This window comes from Alkalibacillus aidingensis, from assembly GCF_014595945.1.
GTDB classification, from domain to species: Bacteria; Bacillota; Bacilli; order Bacillales; family Alkalibacillaceae; genus Alkalibacillus; species Alkalibacillus aidingensis.
In genome coordinates this window covers 819240-834591 of record NZ_JABXWU010000001.1, presented here as the reverse complement: position 1 = coordinate 834591, position 15352 = coordinate 819240, and the positions used below count along the sequence as shown (strand labels likewise).

Here is a 15352-nt window from a genome sequence, read left to right as displayed (position 1 = left end):
ATAATGATGACAAAAGCAACGAAAGAAAAAATTACGATGAAGGAAACAAGAGAAAATATAAAGAGTTGGAGTCAAGAACGACCTGGTGATGCATTACTTTCTAAATGGTATATGATTGTATCATTTATTGCATTGTTGGTCGGTGGAACGCTTGGTTTACTTCAGGGTTTAAATCGAGCTGGACTATTTGAACTCCCAAGCTGGTTTAGCTATTATCAAGTCTTAACATCACACGGACTATTATTAATCCTTGTGTTTACAGCATTCTTTACAATAGGTTATTTCTATGCAGGTCTATCTTATACATTAGGTGGTCTACTACCTAAAGTTAAGAAGTTGGGATGGATTGCATTCTTTACCAAAGTATTTGGTTTTGTAATTGCAGTGGTTCCAATCTTAATGAATGAAGCAACTGTACTTTATACATTCTATCCACCTATGGCTGCGTCAGTGTGGTTCTACATTGGTTTAGTATTTATTGTCCTTGGTGTATGGATGAGTGCAGCAGGTGCGTTTATTAGTGTTGCAAACTGGCGTAAGAATAACAAAGGGCAAATTCTACCGATTCTTTCATTCTTCGCAACAGGTGTATTTGTCTTATTAACATTCTCAAGTGCTTTTGTTGCAACAGAGGTATTCATGATTATCCCTTGGGTGTTAGGTTGGGTAGATACGATAAACGTTATGTTATCACGTACCTTCTTCTGGGCGTTCGGTCATACGTTAGTTAATATTTGGTACCTAACAGCTATCTCAGCATGGTACGTCATGATGCCTAAGATCATCGGAGGTAGACGCTTTAGTGATACCTTAACAAGGGTCGTCATCGTACTATTAGTTATTCTAAACATCCCTGGTGGATTCCACCACCAAATCATTGACCCAGGTATTTCAGAACCGATTAAATATATGCACGCTTACATGAGTTTAGCAGTTGGTTTCCCATCACTAATGACAGCTTACGCTATGTTCCATATTATGGAGAGAGCTGGACGTCTTAAAGGTGGAAAAGGCCTATTTGGTTGGTTTACTAAATTACCATGGAAAGATGCAAGATTCTTAGCTTTATTTATAGCGATGGCAGCATTTGTTGTCGGTGGTGCAGGTGGTCTAGTACAAACAATGCACCAACTAAACCAAGTGGTTCACAATACGTTATGGGTGGTTGGTCACTTCCACGTCACACTTGGTATGACAGTCGCCTTAACATTCTTTGGGGTTAGTTATTGGTTGATTCCACATTTATCAGGAAGAATCCTAACTAAACAAATGAATAAATTAGCTTTATTCACAACGATTTTATGGACAATTGGTATGACAGTTATGTCAGTTGCTATGCACCTAGTTGGTTTACTAGGAAGTCCAAGAAGAACAAGTTTCACAAACTATGCAGAAAATGCAACAGCGTTATCATGGGATCCATACCTAATCTTCTTAGCAATCGGTGGTACGGTTCTAATGCTAGCTGTTCTATTACAAGTTTATATCGTATTCCATTTAATGTTCCGCGCTCCTAAAGGTGTAGAGGAATTCCCTATTGGAGAAGTGGAAGAAAACGCAAGTCCAACTCCTTATTGGACAGAAAAGTGGGGCAAGTGGATTGTGATCATGTTATTAGTCATAGCTATGGGATATGTCATTCCTGTAGTTGATATGATTGTTGATGCACCTCCAGGATCACCTCCATTTAGAACTTGGTAATTCAATAATAATTACCATTAACCTAAAGGCTCTGCTAGATTCATATTAGCAGAGCCACATTAAAAGGGGTTTATGATTATGAAAAATCGGCAGACTCTCATCTCACTAAGTATAGTTGTTGTTCTCTTATCGTCCATTTATTATATTGGTACAGACGGGTTCACTGCCTATACTGCAGAGACATCACGTACCAACCAATTAGTGAATTCTCAGCCGGAGTTTCCAGAAGTCGTTTTGGAAGACAGTCTCAATAGAGAATATAACTTTTCTCAATTTGAGGGTCAGTACGTGTTTATTACCTTTTTCTACTCAGCATGTTCGACTGTTTGTATACAGTTAGAGGAAAACATGGGTGAGGTATATGAGGCGCTGCCTGAAGAGTTTCTTGGAGAAGATGTTACGTTTTTAAGTATTAGCTTTGACCCTGAAAGAGATACACCAGAGGTTCTAAATAGTTATCAACAGTATTTCGGCAGTGATGGTGAAACATGGCGAATGGCCAGAATTAATGACGATCAAGAATTAAATAATCTTTTAGATACATTTGAAGTGGTTGTGATTCCAACAGATGATGGCCACTTTACACACAATTCAGCTTTTTATGTTGTTAACCCTGATGGTCATTTGACAGCTGTATTGGACTATCAGGATATCGATTCAGCTGTTGACTATTTATTAGAAGAGTTAGAGGACTAAGAACAATCAAGGGGAGGAGTGATGGTAATGACACAAGGTTTTTATGGGGTGCTACTTCTATTGTTCTTGTTTGCTCCTCCCGTTAGAGATTTCCTTGAATCAATCATGATTTTACACATGCACATGCAAATGCCAATGATTATCATCGCAGGATTTTTAATAGGTGACTATCTAATCAAAAAATTCCCGAATTTCTTCTCTAAATGGAATGAGAATGGAATTCCTGGAGCTGTATTGTTAGTGTTTGTAACTTTGTATTGGATGATCCCTAAAACGATGGATGATGCATTGATTAGTTATACATGGGAAGTATTTAAGTTTATCAGTTTAGCCTTTTTGGTAGGTGTTCCACTACGTGATAGTTGGAAGAGATTATCTGATAGGGTGAAAGACATCGTTATTATCATTTTTGTCTTCTCATTTATTTTAATGGGGGCTCTGTATATCTTCTCGGAGCAGCAATTATGTAATAACTACTTACAAGTTGAACAACTAACACTTGGATGGGGCTTTATAACAATGGGCATCTGCGGCATTATCTACCTCATCCAAGAGTGGTTTATTGATTCCAGTAAATATGAATAATTAATAGAGGATTTGTTCGTGTAAAACATCAAATTCATAATATAAAAATCCATTTTTATTCATATGAAGTAAGTTGTTCTTTTTCAATTTAGTCAATGAACGACTGACCGTTTCACGACTTGAACCGATGATGTTAGCTAATTCCTGATTAGTGATCTTGACGGTAAGAACCGTATAGTCACCTTCTTTTTTACCATTAGCTTCACCAATCCTTAAGATCGCCTTGATAACTTGTTCATAGGCTGTATCAACCATTTTGGATTCTAATCGGTTTTGTAAGTCTACAATTAAGTCGCCTAGAACACTAAGAAGACGAATACAAATTTCCGGGCGTTGGTATAGAAATGATTCAAATTCCATAATTGGGATACAAATCAATTCAACATCGCCAGATGCCTGTGCGTGGGCAGGGTAATTATCTTTTCGGAAAAAACCTTGGTGTGGGAACATATTACCTCTCTTTAAAAAATTAACAATTTGTTCATTCCCGCTATAGCCAGTACGATAGATTTTTACCTGTCCACTAATCATAAAGTATACATGAGAAATAACATCGCCTTGCATAAAGATGTGATCATTCTTCTTAAATTTTCTTATATGTGAAAAGGAAAGAATGGATTGGATTTCATCATCATTTAAATCTTTAAAAATCGTAAAGCTTTTTAATAAATCAATATGTTGTTTCATTATAGTCACCTACTTATAAGGAATATTTAGTACTAAAAAACTCAATGGAGTGATTAACATGTTCAATCGAGACTATCATAAGAATCCCTTTATCGTTATATGGGAATTAACTAGAGCTTGTCAGTTAAAATGTTTACATTGTCGTGCTGAAGCCCAACATCATAGACATCCACTTGAAATTTCTTTTGAAGAAGGTAAAGGGATTGTTGATGAGATTGTCAAAATGGACTATCCAATCCTTGTATTTACCGGTGGCGATCCACTAGAACGAGATGATGTCTTTGATATCGCATCTTATGCAATTGAAAAAGGTGTTAGAGTATCTATGACGCCTTCAGCAACACCAAATGTAACTAAAGATGTCATGCAAAAAGCTAAAGACATTGGTTTATCAAGATGGGCCTTTAGCATTGATGGTCATAACAAAGAGGTTCATGATTACTTCCGTGGTACTGAAGGTTCCTTTGATTTAACGCTAAAGTCAATTGAGCACTTAAAGTCTCTTGAGATGCCTCTGCAAATTAACACCGTTATTTCCAAGTATAATGTTGATTATTTAGAAGAAATGGCCCAACTAATGGAAGAGTTAGAATGTGTCTTATGGAGTGTATTCTTCCTTGTTCCAACCGGACGTGGTAAAGAATCGGATATGATTTCACCAGCTGAACACGAAAAAGTACTTAGATGGCTTTATCAAAAGTCTAAGGAAGTTCCATTCGACATCAAGACAACTGCCGCTCAGCACTACCGAAGAGTTGTTATTCAGCAAAAAATGCGTGAAAACAAACAGCGACCAGATATCATAGATTACCAAGACTCATTAATGTCTGGTAACCTTGATCAGGTAGACGGACTTGGCAGAGCACCTAAAGGAGTAAATGATGGAAATGGTTTCTTATTCATTTCTCATATAGGTGATGTTTACCCAAGTGGTCTCTTACCAGTCAAAGCCGGTAACATTCGTCAGACACCGTTATCAGAGATTTACCGGGAATCAGAAGTCTTCAAACAATTAAGAGACCCTGATTCATACAAAGGTAAATGTGGTGTTTGTGAATTCCGCCATATTTGTGGTGGTTCGAGATCTCGTGCCTATCACGCAACAGGTGATTATATGGAAAGCGAACCATATTGCGTATATATTCCAAAAGCGATGAGAAAACGCAAGAAGTCATCTTAATCATCTTGCAGTAATAGTTTTTCTTCATCACGGCTATGAATTTCATTGACTATGATTAAAGATTCAAAATGAAAGATGATATCATCTGAGAATCCCTCTTCTTTCATTTTGTCTTTAATCTTTTTAATGATAATCCTTAAGATGTCGTGGTCGCGTGTTAATGCGATCACTTCTTCTTTTAATTCAGGTTTTTGTTGTAGTACCTCTTGATAAAACCCGTTTTCTTCTTCTTCTGAATCTGCATGAGTTAAGATACGATTCTCCCAATAGTAGATAAGATCTTCTACAGATTGATTAATCTTTTCTAAGTCTCCTGTTTTTGATACTTCCTTTAAATATTCTATTTTCTGAACTGCGCCTGCTCTACCACCTTCATGAATGGCGTGGTGAGCATGAAGCTGTTTTAATGATGGTCCTGACATAACATATTCCTCCTTTAAGGTTATCAATTTAAAGATTAGCATATGATTTTTTTAATTGAATGGGGGAATTCCCTTAAAATTAAGCTTTAAATGACTAATCAACTTATTTTTGACAGATTCGTAGATGAATCTCTTCAAATAATAGAGGGAGTTCCCCAATTACATTTGAATTCTAAAAGTAAGATAATTAAAGCAACAAATCTTGGAGGGATTCAAATGCAAACAATTACAGAGAGGTCCATTGTTTCTGATATCGTTAGTGATCTTCCGAAAACAAGTGATTTATTTAGGAAACATAAAATTGATTTTTGCTGTAGGGGTAAAGTTCCACTTAAAGATGCTTGTGAAAAAAGAGGATTAGACGTTAAAGGAGTTATTAGTCAACTAGAAGACATTCAACAATTTAGCAAACAATATAATGAAATGAAGCCCAAATCGATGGATGAGGAATTATTGATTAACTATATTCAGTTAAAACATCATCGATATTTGAAAGATGAATTACCAGCATTAGCGCCATATATTAAGCGTGTCTCTAAGGTTCATGGACCCAAGCAACCTCATTTAATTGAGATTGCTAAAATTTATGAGGAGTTAAGCAGTCAGCTATTAGAACATACAGCTATTGAAGATGAACAATTATTCCCGAGTATTAAAGAGTTTATAAGTCAACCAAGTATTGAGGCGTTTGAAAGATTACAGTCACAATTTAAAACGATTGAAAAAGCACATGAGAAAACCAGTGAATTACTCACAGAATTAAGAGAGGCAACGGATAACTTCACGCCACCAGCAAGCGCATGTGGAACATACCAACTTATTTATAAACGTCTTGCAGATATTGAAAAGGATACCTTTGATCATATACACTTAGAAAATAACGTTCTCTTTGATAAAGTAAAAAGTGAATTTTAATACTAGTATGCCACTTCTATTTAGCTTAGAAGTGGCATGAATATTGACTCGAGGTAATCTAAATGAAAAATATCATTTTTATGATGATCTTCGTTCTTCTAATCAGTGGATGTAGTCAAAATACAACCCCTTCACAAACTAATCAAGTCACGATTTTGGCTGCATCAAGTCTCCATTTAATTTTAGAGGACGTAAAAACTGAAATTGAAGAAGATACTAACATAGATATTAAAATCTTATACGGCTCATCTACACAGTTGAAAACACATATCCTTAGAGGACAGGAATTTGATTTGTTCGTCTCGGCCAGTGAGTGGGATATGGATGAACTAGTCAATAAAGGTTATATAAGTGAGCGATACTTAGAGCCCTTAATCTATAATGACCTTGTGTTCATTTCAAACAACGATATAGCTGACCTGAAACATTTAGCCGAAGAACTTCAACAAGGGGAGATTGATTTTATAGCACTTGGCGAACCCAATAGTGTCCCATTAGGTAAATACACTTATGATTATCTATCAAACATAGATATGTGGGATTTATTTAATGAGAATTCTGTGTATGGTAAAGATGCTCAGCAAGTGTTTAATTATGTGAATAATAAACAAGCACAAGCTGGGGTTGTTTATGGGTCTGATCCTAGGATGAGGCAGTTAGATTATATAAGTACAGATTATTATATTTCTTATCAAATGGGGATTAATCAAGATAGAGATGATAAAATAGAAAATCAAGTGATTTTTGAACATCTTTTGTCAGAAAAATGGCAGGAGTTGTTTCAAGATTATGGTTTTATTAGTCGTTAACAAGAATAGATCGAGGGGTAAAGATCATGTTTGATTCGTCTTCACCATTATATTTGTCACTAAAAGTAGGCATCGTTGCAACTTTAATCGTCGTCATTTCAGCGGTAGCCCTTGCCGCTTTATTAGATAAAAAAGAGTTTAAAGGAAAACATTTTATTGAATCTTTAATATTAGTTCCAATGGTTCTTCCACCAACAGTGATCGGCTTTGCGTTAGTTTTTTTGTTTGGAAGAAATGGGCCTTTTGGAATTTTGTTAGAGAATTTATTTGGTATTCATGTTTATTTCTCTTGGTTAGGGGCTGTTATAGCTTCGGTTGTCGTTTCATTTCCATTGATGTACCAAAGTGCCAAAGCTGCTTTTCAAAAAGTCGATTCAAGGTGGCAAAATATTGGCCGGACGATGGGAGCATCAGAGTGGAAAGTATTTAAAGATATCACGATTCCTTTAGCATGGCCAGGTCTATTAGCAGGAGTGATTCTTACTTTTTCACGAGCCATTGGTGAGTTTGGTGCGACACTAATGATAGCGGGATATATTCCTGGAGAAACAGATACTTTACCAATTGCGATATACTTTGCTGTTGAAAGTGGGCAAATGGAGCAAGCTATTATATGGGTTGTTGTCTTATTTTCATTCGGACTAATGATTGTTTATTGGTTGCTGTATTTAAACAATCGTAAGACATCGAAGTGGCTTCAATAATTATTGGGTATAGGGGTAGGAATATGATTGTTAATTTAAGAAAGCAATTAGAAACATTTGAGTTAGCTGTTGACCTTGAGTTTGGTCGTGAAATTACTACTATAGTTGGTCACTCAGGTGCAGGAAAATCAACTTTATTAAACTGTATAGCTGGAATGACTTCCCCAGATGATGGAGAGATCATTTTAGATAATCAAGTTTTTTTTCACTACAAGAAACGGATCCAGTTACCGATCCGCAAACGCAATGTCGGTTATATATTTCAAGAGAATGGACTGTTACCACATTTAACGGTGCAAGAAAATATTTTGTTTAACCATAACCATCAACTTAAAGACCCTCATATTGATAGGTTATTAAATCATTTGCAGGTTGCTCAACTACTGGAGCAATACCCACATCAAATTTCCGGTGGGGAGAAGCAACGTGTTAATTTAGTTCGAGCTTTAGCAGTTAAGCCTGATGTCCTTTTATTGGATGAACCTTTTTCATCATTAGATGACGAAAATCGATTAAAGGGACAAAATCTATTAATGGAGCTTCAAATGGAATGGGAGATTCCGTTTGTGATGGTTACTCATAGCATGGAAGAAGCTGAGAGAACCTCCGAAAGACTGATTAGAATTAACAAAGGTACAGTAACTTTTGATTCATCTAATGAGGAGTAATGGTTATTTAGATAATAAAAAATCTTCCATCAAGTGTGAAGGTTAATAGTGATTAGAAACCGATTCCGTCATAAAAGGGGTGATTCACCAATTAATGTTGGCGATTCATCTATAATAGCTCATATTCAGCAATTATTTTTGCGTATTCATCAAATATGAGAGATGATTCATTAATAAAATAACGTATTCAGTAATAAATTGAGCTATTCATCAATAAAAGCTTCATTCATTAATCATACCACTGATCCATCAATAATCTCACCGTCACTACTCGCAAAAGGCTAATTTAGTATAAATCCCCAACTTTTGTATACGTATTAAACCTCTCGAAAAAAATCATCCACATCCGTAATATTTCGGTGAATTAAGAAAAACTTGGTCAGCTGACCAAGTTTTTTTATTATAGGGGAATTTCTAATGATAATAGGTAATTCCCTAATACATGCAAATAGTAGATTTCTTCATAATGTATGTATGCTAAGTTGAATGATTTAGTATTCCTAGTACGTTAGGAATCGAAAGGTGGAAAGCAAATGAAAGAGAAATTTGGCTTGCGTTATTTCAAACCAGTTGAGCGTTATTCCGGCAATTGGTCTTTGTTAGAGGAGAAAAACCGTGATTGGGAAAATATGTATCGTCAGCGTTGGTCCCACGATAAAGTTGTCCGTACAACTCATGGGGTTAACTGCACAGGATCATGTAGTTGGAAAGTTTTTGTGAAAAACGGCATTATCACTTGGGAGAATCAACAAATTGATTATCCGTCATGTGGTCCGGATATGCCTGAATTTGAACCGAGAGGATGTCCTCGTGGTGCATCATTTTCTTGGTATGAGTATAGTCCATTACGTGTTAAGTACCCATATATGCGTGGTAAATTGTGGCGTTTATGGAAAGAAGCACGTGCTAATTATGAGAGTCCTATTGATGCATGGGCGAGCATTGTAGAAGATGAAGAGAAGGCAAATCTATATAAGAAAGCAAGAGGTAAAGGTGGGCACGTTCGAGTTAAGTGGGAGGATGCTTTAGAACTTATCTCAGCCCAGCTAATTTACACAATTAAAAATTATGGCCCAGACCGTATTGCTGGATTTACGCCTATTCCTGCAATGTCGATGATCAGTTATGCTTCTGGTGCTAGATTTATTAATCTAATTGGTGGCGAGATGCTTAGTTTCTATGATTGGTATGCTGACTTACCACCATCATCACCTCAAATTTGGGGTGAGCAAACAGATGTACCTGAGTCATCTGATTGGTATAACTCTGGTTATGTCATTATGTGGGGATCAAATGTTCCATTAACTCGTACTCCAGATGCACACTTTATGACAGAGGTTCGTTACAAAGGAGCTAAAGTTGTGTCAGTTGCACCAGACTACGCAGAGAACGTTAAGTTTGCGGATAACTGGTTAGCACCTAATCCAGGTACTGATGCAGCAGTTGCTCAAGCCATGACTCATGTCATCTTAAACGAGTTTTATGAACAAAGAAAAGAACCATTATTTGTTAATTATGCTAAGCAATATACGGATATGCCATTTTTAATCATGCTTGATGATGAAGGCGATCAACTAAAAGCAGGTAGATTTTTACGTGCAAGTGATTTAGGTCAGTCTTCTGAAAATGCGGATTGGAAACCTGTTATCTTTGATGAAGCCGCTGATGAAATCATCGTGCCAAATGGAACAATGGGACAGCGCTGGGAAGAAGAAAAAGACTGGAATCTAATTTTAGAGAATGAAGATGGTTCTCGAGTGGAACCTGCGATGTCTGTTGAAGGTCACGACTCAAAGATGCACGAAATTGTATTCCCTTATTTCGACAACCAAGGAAATGGAACCTTCAAACGAATGATTCCAGCTAAAAAGGTCCAGCTAGCCGATGGTACAACAAAGCTAGTTACAACGGTTTATGATTTAATGATTAGCCAATATGGAGTTCCTAAGTTCGGTAATGATTTAGAAGCAAAAGGTTATGATGATGCAGATTCACACTATACACCAGCATGGCAGGAAGCTATTACAGGGGTGAAAGCTTCTGTCGTCACACAAGTAGGTCAAGAGTTTGCTCAAAATGCAATCGACACGGATGGTCGTTCAATGATCATTATGGGTGCAGGAATTAACCACTGGTTTAATAGTGATACTATCTATCGATCTATTTTGAATCTAGTGATTCTTACAGCATCTCAAGGTAAAAATGGTGGTGGATGGGCGCACTACGTTGGGCAAGAAAAATGTCGTCCAATTGAAGGTTGGTCTACGATTGCATTTGCTAAAGACTGGCAAGGCCCACCACGTTTACAGAATGCTACATCATTCTTCTATTTTGCAACGGACCAGTGGAAATACGAAGAAATGGGTACAGATTCGTTAAAATCACCAACTGGTGGGGATCTTCGTTATCAACACCCAGCTGATTATAACGTGTTAGCTGCAAGGTTAGGCTGGTTACCATCATATCCACAATTTAATAAAAATAGCTTAAGTTTAGTTGATGAGGCTAAAAAAGCAGGTAATGATCAACAACAAGATGTCATCAATCACATTGTGAATCAGTTAAAAAATGGTGAGATGAATTTTGCAGTAGAGGACCCAGATGCTGAGGAGAACTTCCCGAAATCCATGTTTGTTTGGAGATCAAACTTAATCTCTAGTTCGGCTAAAGGTCAGGAATACTTCATGAAACACCTATTAGGAACATCGGACGGATTAATGTCCTCCCCTAATGATGTAGATAAACCTGATGAGATTGTTTGGCGTGAGGATGTAGAAGGTAAGTTAGATCTTCTGGTTGCTTTAGATTTTCGTATGACTGCAACGCCAATGTATGCCGACATTGTACTTCCGGCTGCAACTTGGTATGAGAAGACAGACCTTTCATCAACAGATATGCACCCATTTGTGCATCCATTTAATCCAGCTATCGATCCATTATGGGAATCCAAATCAGACTGGGACATTTATCGCTCGTTAGCTAATAAATTCTCTAAGATGGCTGAGGATCATTTGCCTGGTACTTATCATGATGTGGTAACATCACCGCTTGGTCATGATTCTCCAAGTGAGATTGCCCAGCCAAACGGACTTGTGAAAGATTGGAAGAAGAATGAGATCGATCCAATTCCAGGAAAGACCATGCCTTCATTATCAATAGTCGAAAGAGACTATACCGATATCTATAACAAGTTTATTACATTGGGGCCTAAGCTAAAAGATGGAAAAATAGGAGCTCATGGAGTTAACTTCCCTGTCGGTGAAGAGTATGAACAATTAAAACGAATAAATGGCACATATGAAGATGAAACGGTTAAAAATGGTCTACCAAAATTGTACTCAGCTCGTCAGGCTGTTAATGCGGTGTTACATGTTTCGTCTGCAACTAATGGTGAAGTGGCGCAGAAAGCTTGGAAACAACAGGAAAAAGATACTGGAATGGAATTGGCCGATATTTCATCAGATCGAGCTGGTGAGAAAATCACGTTTGACCAAATAACTGCACAGCCCCGTGAAGTTATTCCTACACCAGTTTTCAGTGGGTCAAATAAAGGTGATAAGCGATATTCACCATTTACGACAAATATAGAAAGACATGTTCCATTTAGAACGTTAACTGGTAGACAACATTTTTATATTGACCATGAAATCTTTATGCAATTTGGAGAGTCACTACCAATCTATAAACCAACCTTACCTCCAATGGTTTTCGGACCACGTGATAAGAAGGTAGTGGGAGGCGATGATACGTTAGTACTTCGTTACCTAACACCTCATGGTAAATGGAACATTCACAGTACCTATCAAGATAATTTACACATGTTGACGTTGTTTAGAGGTGGGCCAAATGTGTGGATTAGTGATGTTGATGCGAAAGCACACGGTATTGAAGACAATGATTGGATTGAAGTGTATAACAGAAACGGTGTCGTAACAGCACGTGCAGTTGTTAGTCACAGAATGCCTGAAGGAACCATGTTTATGTACCATGCTCAGGATAAGCACATAAATGTCCCAGGTTCTGAACTAACAGGACAGCGTGGAGGAAGCCACAACGCACCAACGAGAATCCATGTTAAACCAACACAAATGGTTGGTGGCTATGCACAATTAAGTTATGGATTTAACTATTACGGCCCAATTGGTAACCAACGTGATGTCTATGTTGCCGTTCGAAAAATGAAGGAGGTTGATTGGCTTGAAAATTAAAGCACAAGTAGCAATGGTAATGAACTTAGATAAATGTATTGGGTGTCACACGTGTAGTGTGACATGTAAAAGCACCTGGACGAATAGACCAGGTGCAGAATACATGTGGTTCAATAACGTTGAGACGAAGCCAGGTATTGGTTATCCCAAACGTTGGGAGGACCAGGAGCAATATAAAGGTGGTTGGCAATTAAGAAAAGGTAAACTTGAATTGAAATCCGGTAACAAACTATCAAAAATGGCTTTAGGTAAAATCTTTTATAATCCAGATATGCCAGAGATGAAAGATTATTATGAGCCTTGGACATATAACTATGATCATTTAACAAATGCAGAAGAACAAGAACATCAACCAGTAGCAAGACCTCATTCAGCAGTTACAGGCGAAAAAATGGATCTTGAATGGGGACCGAACTGGGAAGATGACTTGGCTGGCGCACATGTAACTGGGCCCCAAGATCCAAACATTCAAAAGATTGAAGAAGAAATTAAGTTTAACTTTGAAAATGCGTTTATGATGTACTTACCGCGTTTATGCGAGCACTGTCTAAACCCGAGCTGTGTGGCGTCATGCCCATCAGGTGCTATGTATAAAAGAGACGAGGATGGTATTGTATTAGTTGACCAAGAGGCGTGCCGTGGTTGGCGTTACTGCATGACAGGATGCCCATATAAAAAAGTTTATTTCAACTGGCAGACTAATAAAGCTGAGAAATGTACTTTCTGCTTCCCAAGAATTGAATCGGGGTTACCGACTGTATGCTCTGAAACTTGTACGGGACGAATCCGTTATCTAGGTGTTCTTTTATACGATGCTGATCGTGTATTAGAAACAGCTGCGACCCCTGATGAAAAAGATTTATATGAAGCACAGTTAGATTTATTTTTAGATCCTAACGACCCGGAAATCATTGAGCAAGCGAAAAAAGACGGAATTGCTGAGGATTGGATCGAAGCAGCTCAGAATTCTCCAATTTATAAATTAGCAATTGAATATAAATTAGCATTTCCATTACACCCTGAGTATCGTACACTGCCGATGGTTTGGTATGTACCACCATTAAGTCCAATCATGAGCTATTTCGAAGGTAAGGATTCTATTAAAAACCCTGATATGATCTTCCCAGCAATAGAAGAGATGCGTACACCAATTGAATATTTAGCAAGTATGCTAACGGCTGGAGATACAGAAGCAGTTAAAGAATCACTACAACGTATGGCGATGATGCGTTCTTACATGCGTGCATTATCAAGTGGAAAAGAATTTGATGAATCAAGATTAGAGCGAGTAGGTCTAACAGCTAGTCAAACACAAAAAATGTATCGTTTATTATCTATTGCTAAATATGAAGATCGCTTTGTCATTCCAACCTCTCATAAGGAAGGGTATATGAACACATATCGAGCACAAGGTTCAGAAGGATATGACATGGATTGTGATGGTTGTGGTCCTGCGATGGGCGTAGGAGCTAAATCAGGTAAAGAAATGTACGAAGATAACTTCTATGGAGGTATTTGGCGTGATTAATTTACAAAAATTACACGATTATAAAATATCTTTTGGATTTTATGCACAGCATCTGTCATATCCAGAATCTGATCACCTTTTTGATGATAAAAAGTTATCGGAAGCGTTTTATAATCAATTAGATAATAAGATTGAAATTTTCTCGTACTGGGAACAGTTAAAACATCAATCACTTGAAGAATTACAAGAAAGATATATCAATACGTTTGACTTCCATGACGAATCAACTTTATATATGACCTACTTCAAGTTTGAAGATAGCAAAGAGCGAGGTCAAATGCTTGCTAAGCTAAAGCTGTTGTACGAAATGTATGGGCTAGAAATGCCAAAAGGGGAGCTTTCGGATTATTTACCATTAATCTGTGAGTTTATCTACGCGGCGGATTGGTTAAATGATGAACGTAGTCCGAAAAGTTTCTCGATGCTTTTTGCTGTATTAGAAGACGGGACGTATCATTTAATGAAGGAACTAGAAAACTTAAATAGCCCCTACTTTCATTTAGTTAAAGCATTAAGAGAGACGTTAAAAGCTTGTGTAGAAACACAGGAGGTGACAACATGATTGACCAACTGTTATGGGTAATCTTCCCATATGTCTGTATGGCATTCTTTGTTTTTGGACATTTCTATCGATATAAGCATGACCAATTTAGTTGGACAGCTAAATCTAGTGAATTTATCGAAAAGAAACAATTAATGATTGGTAGTTTATTATTCCATATCGGGATTATACCAGTTATTTTTGGTCATATATCAGGATTAGGTATTCCTAAAGAGTGGATGAGAGCACTTGGTGTTAATGACCATTTATACCATATAGGTGCAGTATATATAGGAGGTTTTTTTGGTATAGTCACTTTAGCAGGTATGTTGTTATTGACAACCCGACGTCTAGCGAAGCATAATGTTCGTAAACTAAGTGCGACTTCGGATATTATTGTGAACGTCCTTCTTTTAACGATTGTCTTTTTAGGTGTATATGCGACGTTGGTAACAAATCACGCTGTTCCTGATTTTGATTACCGTCAATCAATTTCAGTATGGTTTAGAGGATTATTGATCTTTAACCCAGACGCTAGTTTGATGACAGATGTTCCATTAACATTTAAGATGCACGTTTTATTTGGATTTTTAATATTTGGTTTATGGCCGTTCACCCGCCTTGTTCACGTTTGGAGTGTCCCGTTAAATTATGTAGGAAGAAGTTATATATTATATAGAAGACATCAAAGGAAATAGCAAGTATAAT

Annotated in this window: 14 protein-coding genes; 12 read left to right on the top strand and 2 right to left on the bottom strand. The window is 37.2% G+C overall.

Annotated features, from left to right (window positions below; genetic code table 11):
- Positions 1 to 3: 3 nt before the first annotated feature.
- The 3 genes from HWQ49_RS04355 (at position 4) to HWQ49_RS04345 (ending at position 2982) form a co-directional block, all read left to right on the top strand.
- Positions 4 to 1701, top strand: coding sequence for a cbb3-type cytochrome c oxidase subunit I (locus tag HWQ49_RS04355; RefSeq protein WP_394810753.1), 1698 nt, complete (start codon positions 4 to 6; stop codon positions 1699 to 1701).
- Positions 1702 to 1779: 78 nt separating this feature from the next.
- Entirely contained in the window at positions 1780 to 2397 is a 618-nt protein-coding gene (locus tag HWQ49_RS04350; protein WP_317450904.1) for an SCO family protein, read from the top strand.
- Between the two features lie 27 nt (positions 2398 to 2424).
- The gene (locus HWQ49_RS04345; RefSeq protein ID WP_188206327.1) at positions 2425 to 2982 is read left to right on the top strand and encodes a hypothetical protein; all 558 of its coding nucleotides are present in this window, start codon (positions 2425 to 2427) and stop codon (positions 2980 to 2982) included.
- Here HWQ49_RS04345 and HWQ49_RS04340 read toward each other — a convergent pair whose 3' ends face one another.
- On the bottom strand, positions 2983 to 3669 hold the full coding sequence (locus HWQ49_RS04340; protein WP_223154992.1) for a Crp/Fnr family transcriptional regulator: 687 nt from the start codon (positions 3667 to 3669) through the stop codon (positions 2983 to 2985).
- A 58-nt stretch (positions 3670 to 3727) separates the two neighbouring features.
- On the opposite strand from HWQ49_RS04340, the gene HWQ49_RS04335 reads away from it, so the two are divergent.
- Positions 3728 to 4849, top strand: coding sequence for a TIGR04053 family radical SAM/SPASM domain-containing protein (locus HWQ49_RS04335; RefSeq protein WP_188206326.1), 1122 nt, complete (start codon positions 3728 to 3730; stop codon positions 4847 to 4849).
- On the opposite strand, the gene HWQ49_RS04330 is transcribed toward HWQ49_RS04335, so the two are convergent.
- Positions 4846 to 5271, bottom strand: coding sequence for a hypothetical protein (locus tag HWQ49_RS04330; RefSeq protein ID WP_188206325.1), 426 nt, complete (start codon positions 5269 to 5271; stop codon positions 4846 to 4848). The genes HWQ49_RS04335 and HWQ49_RS04330 overlap by 4 nt on opposite strands.
- A 216-nt stretch (positions 5272 to 5487) precedes the next feature.
- On the opposite strand from HWQ49_RS04330, the gene ric reads away from it, so the two are divergent.
- The 8 genes from ric to narI all read left to right on the top strand — a co-directional run bounded on the left by ric (position 5488) and on the right by narI (position 15342).
- On the top strand, positions 5488 to 6186 hold the full coding sequence (gene ric / locus HWQ49_RS04325; RefSeq protein WP_188206324.1) for an iron-sulfur cluster repair di-iron protein: 699 nt from the start codon (positions 5488 to 5490) through the stop codon (positions 6184 to 6186).
- A 62-nt stretch (positions 6187 to 6248) separates the two neighbouring features.
- Complete coding sequence (gene modA, locus HWQ49_RS04320) at positions 6249 to 6995, top strand: molybdate ABC transporter substrate-binding protein (protein ID WP_188206323.1); 747 nt, start codon at positions 6249 to 6251, stop codon at positions 6993 to 6995.
- Positions 6996 to 7021: 26 nt separating this feature from the next.
- Entirely contained in the window at positions 7022 to 7699 is a 678-nt protein-coding gene (gene modB / locus HWQ49_RS04315; RefSeq protein WP_188206322.1) for a molybdate ABC transporter permease subunit, read from the top strand.
- Between the two features lie 23 nt (positions 7700 to 7722).
- Positions 7723 to 8367 (top strand): ATP-binding cassette domain-containing protein, encoded by a 645-nt coding sequence (locus tag HWQ49_RS04310; RefSeq protein ID WP_188206321.1) that lies wholly within the window; start codon positions 7723 to 7725, stop codon positions 8365 to 8367.
- 533 nt (positions 8368 to 8900) lie between these two features.
- Entirely contained in the window at positions 8901 to 12575 is a 3675-nt protein-coding gene (locus HWQ49_RS04305) for a nitrate reductase subunit alpha (protein ID WP_188206320.1), read from the top strand.
- Positions 12565 to 14103, top strand: a complete 1539-nt coding sequence (gene narH, locus HWQ49_RS04300; protein ID WP_188206319.1) for a nitrate reductase subunit beta — start codon at positions 12565 to 12567, stop codon at positions 14101 to 14103. The genes HWQ49_RS04305 and narH overlap by 11 nt, the downstream gene beginning before the upstream one ends.
- Positions 14096 to 14665 (top strand): nitrate reductase molybdenum cofactor assembly chaperone, encoded by a 570-nt coding sequence (gene narJ / locus HWQ49_RS04295; RefSeq protein WP_188206318.1) that lies wholly within the window; start codon positions 14096 to 14098, stop codon positions 14663 to 14665. The genes narH and narJ overlap by 8 nt, the downstream gene beginning before the upstream one ends.
- Positions 14662 to 15342, top strand: a complete 681-nt coding sequence (narI, locus tag HWQ49_RS04290; RefSeq protein ID WP_188206317.1) for a respiratory nitrate reductase subunit gamma — start codon at positions 14662 to 14664, stop codon at positions 15340 to 15342. The genes narJ and narI overlap by 4 nt, the downstream gene beginning before the upstream one ends.
- Positions 15343 to 15352 lie beyond the last annotated feature (10 nt).

Coding starts and splice junctions, on each gene's coding strand:
- HWQ49_RS04350 (WP_317450904.1), top strand. CDS start 1,780: ATGAAAAATCGGCAGACTCTCATCTCACTAAGTATAGTTGTTGTTCTC.
- HWQ49_RS04335 (WP_188206326.1), top strand. CDS start 3,728: ATGTTCAATCGAGACTATCATAAGAATCCCTTTATCGTTATATGGGAA.
- modB (WP_188206322.1), top strand. CDS start 7,022: ATGTTTGATTCGTCTTCACCATTATATTTGTCACTAAAAGTAGGCATC.
- HWQ49_RS04305 (WP_188206320.1), top strand. CDS start 8,901: ATGAAAGAGAAATTTGGCTTGCGTTATTTCAAACCAGTTGAGCGTTAT.
- HWQ49_RS04345 (WP_188206327.1), top strand. CDS start 2,425: ATGACACAAGGTTTTTATGGGGTGCTACTTCTATTGTTCTTGTTTGCT.
- ric (WP_188206324.1), top strand. CDS start 5,488: ATGCAAACAATTACAGAGAGGTCCATTGTTTCTGATATCGTTAGTGAT.
- HWQ49_RS04330 (WP_188206325.1), bottom strand. CDS start 5,271: ATGTCAGGACCATCATTAAAACAGCTTCATGCTCACCACGCCATTCAT.
- HWQ49_RS04355 (WP_394810753.1), top strand. CDS start 4: ATGATGACAAAAGCAACGAAAGAAAAAATTACGATGAAGGAAACAAGA.
- HWQ49_RS04310 (WP_188206321.1), top strand. CDS start 7,723: ATGATTGTTAATTTAAGAAAGCAATTAGAAACATTTGAGTTAGCTGTT.
- narI (WP_188206317.1), top strand. CDS start 14,662: ATGATTGACCAACTGTTATGGGTAATCTTCCCATATGTCTGTATGGCA.
- HWQ49_RS04340 (WP_223154992.1), bottom strand. CDS start 3,669: ATGAAACAACATATTGATTTATTAAAAAGCTTTACGATTTTTAAAGAT.
- modA (WP_188206323.1), top strand. CDS start 6,249: ATGAAAAATATCATTTTTATGATGATCTTCGTTCTTCTAATCAGTGGA.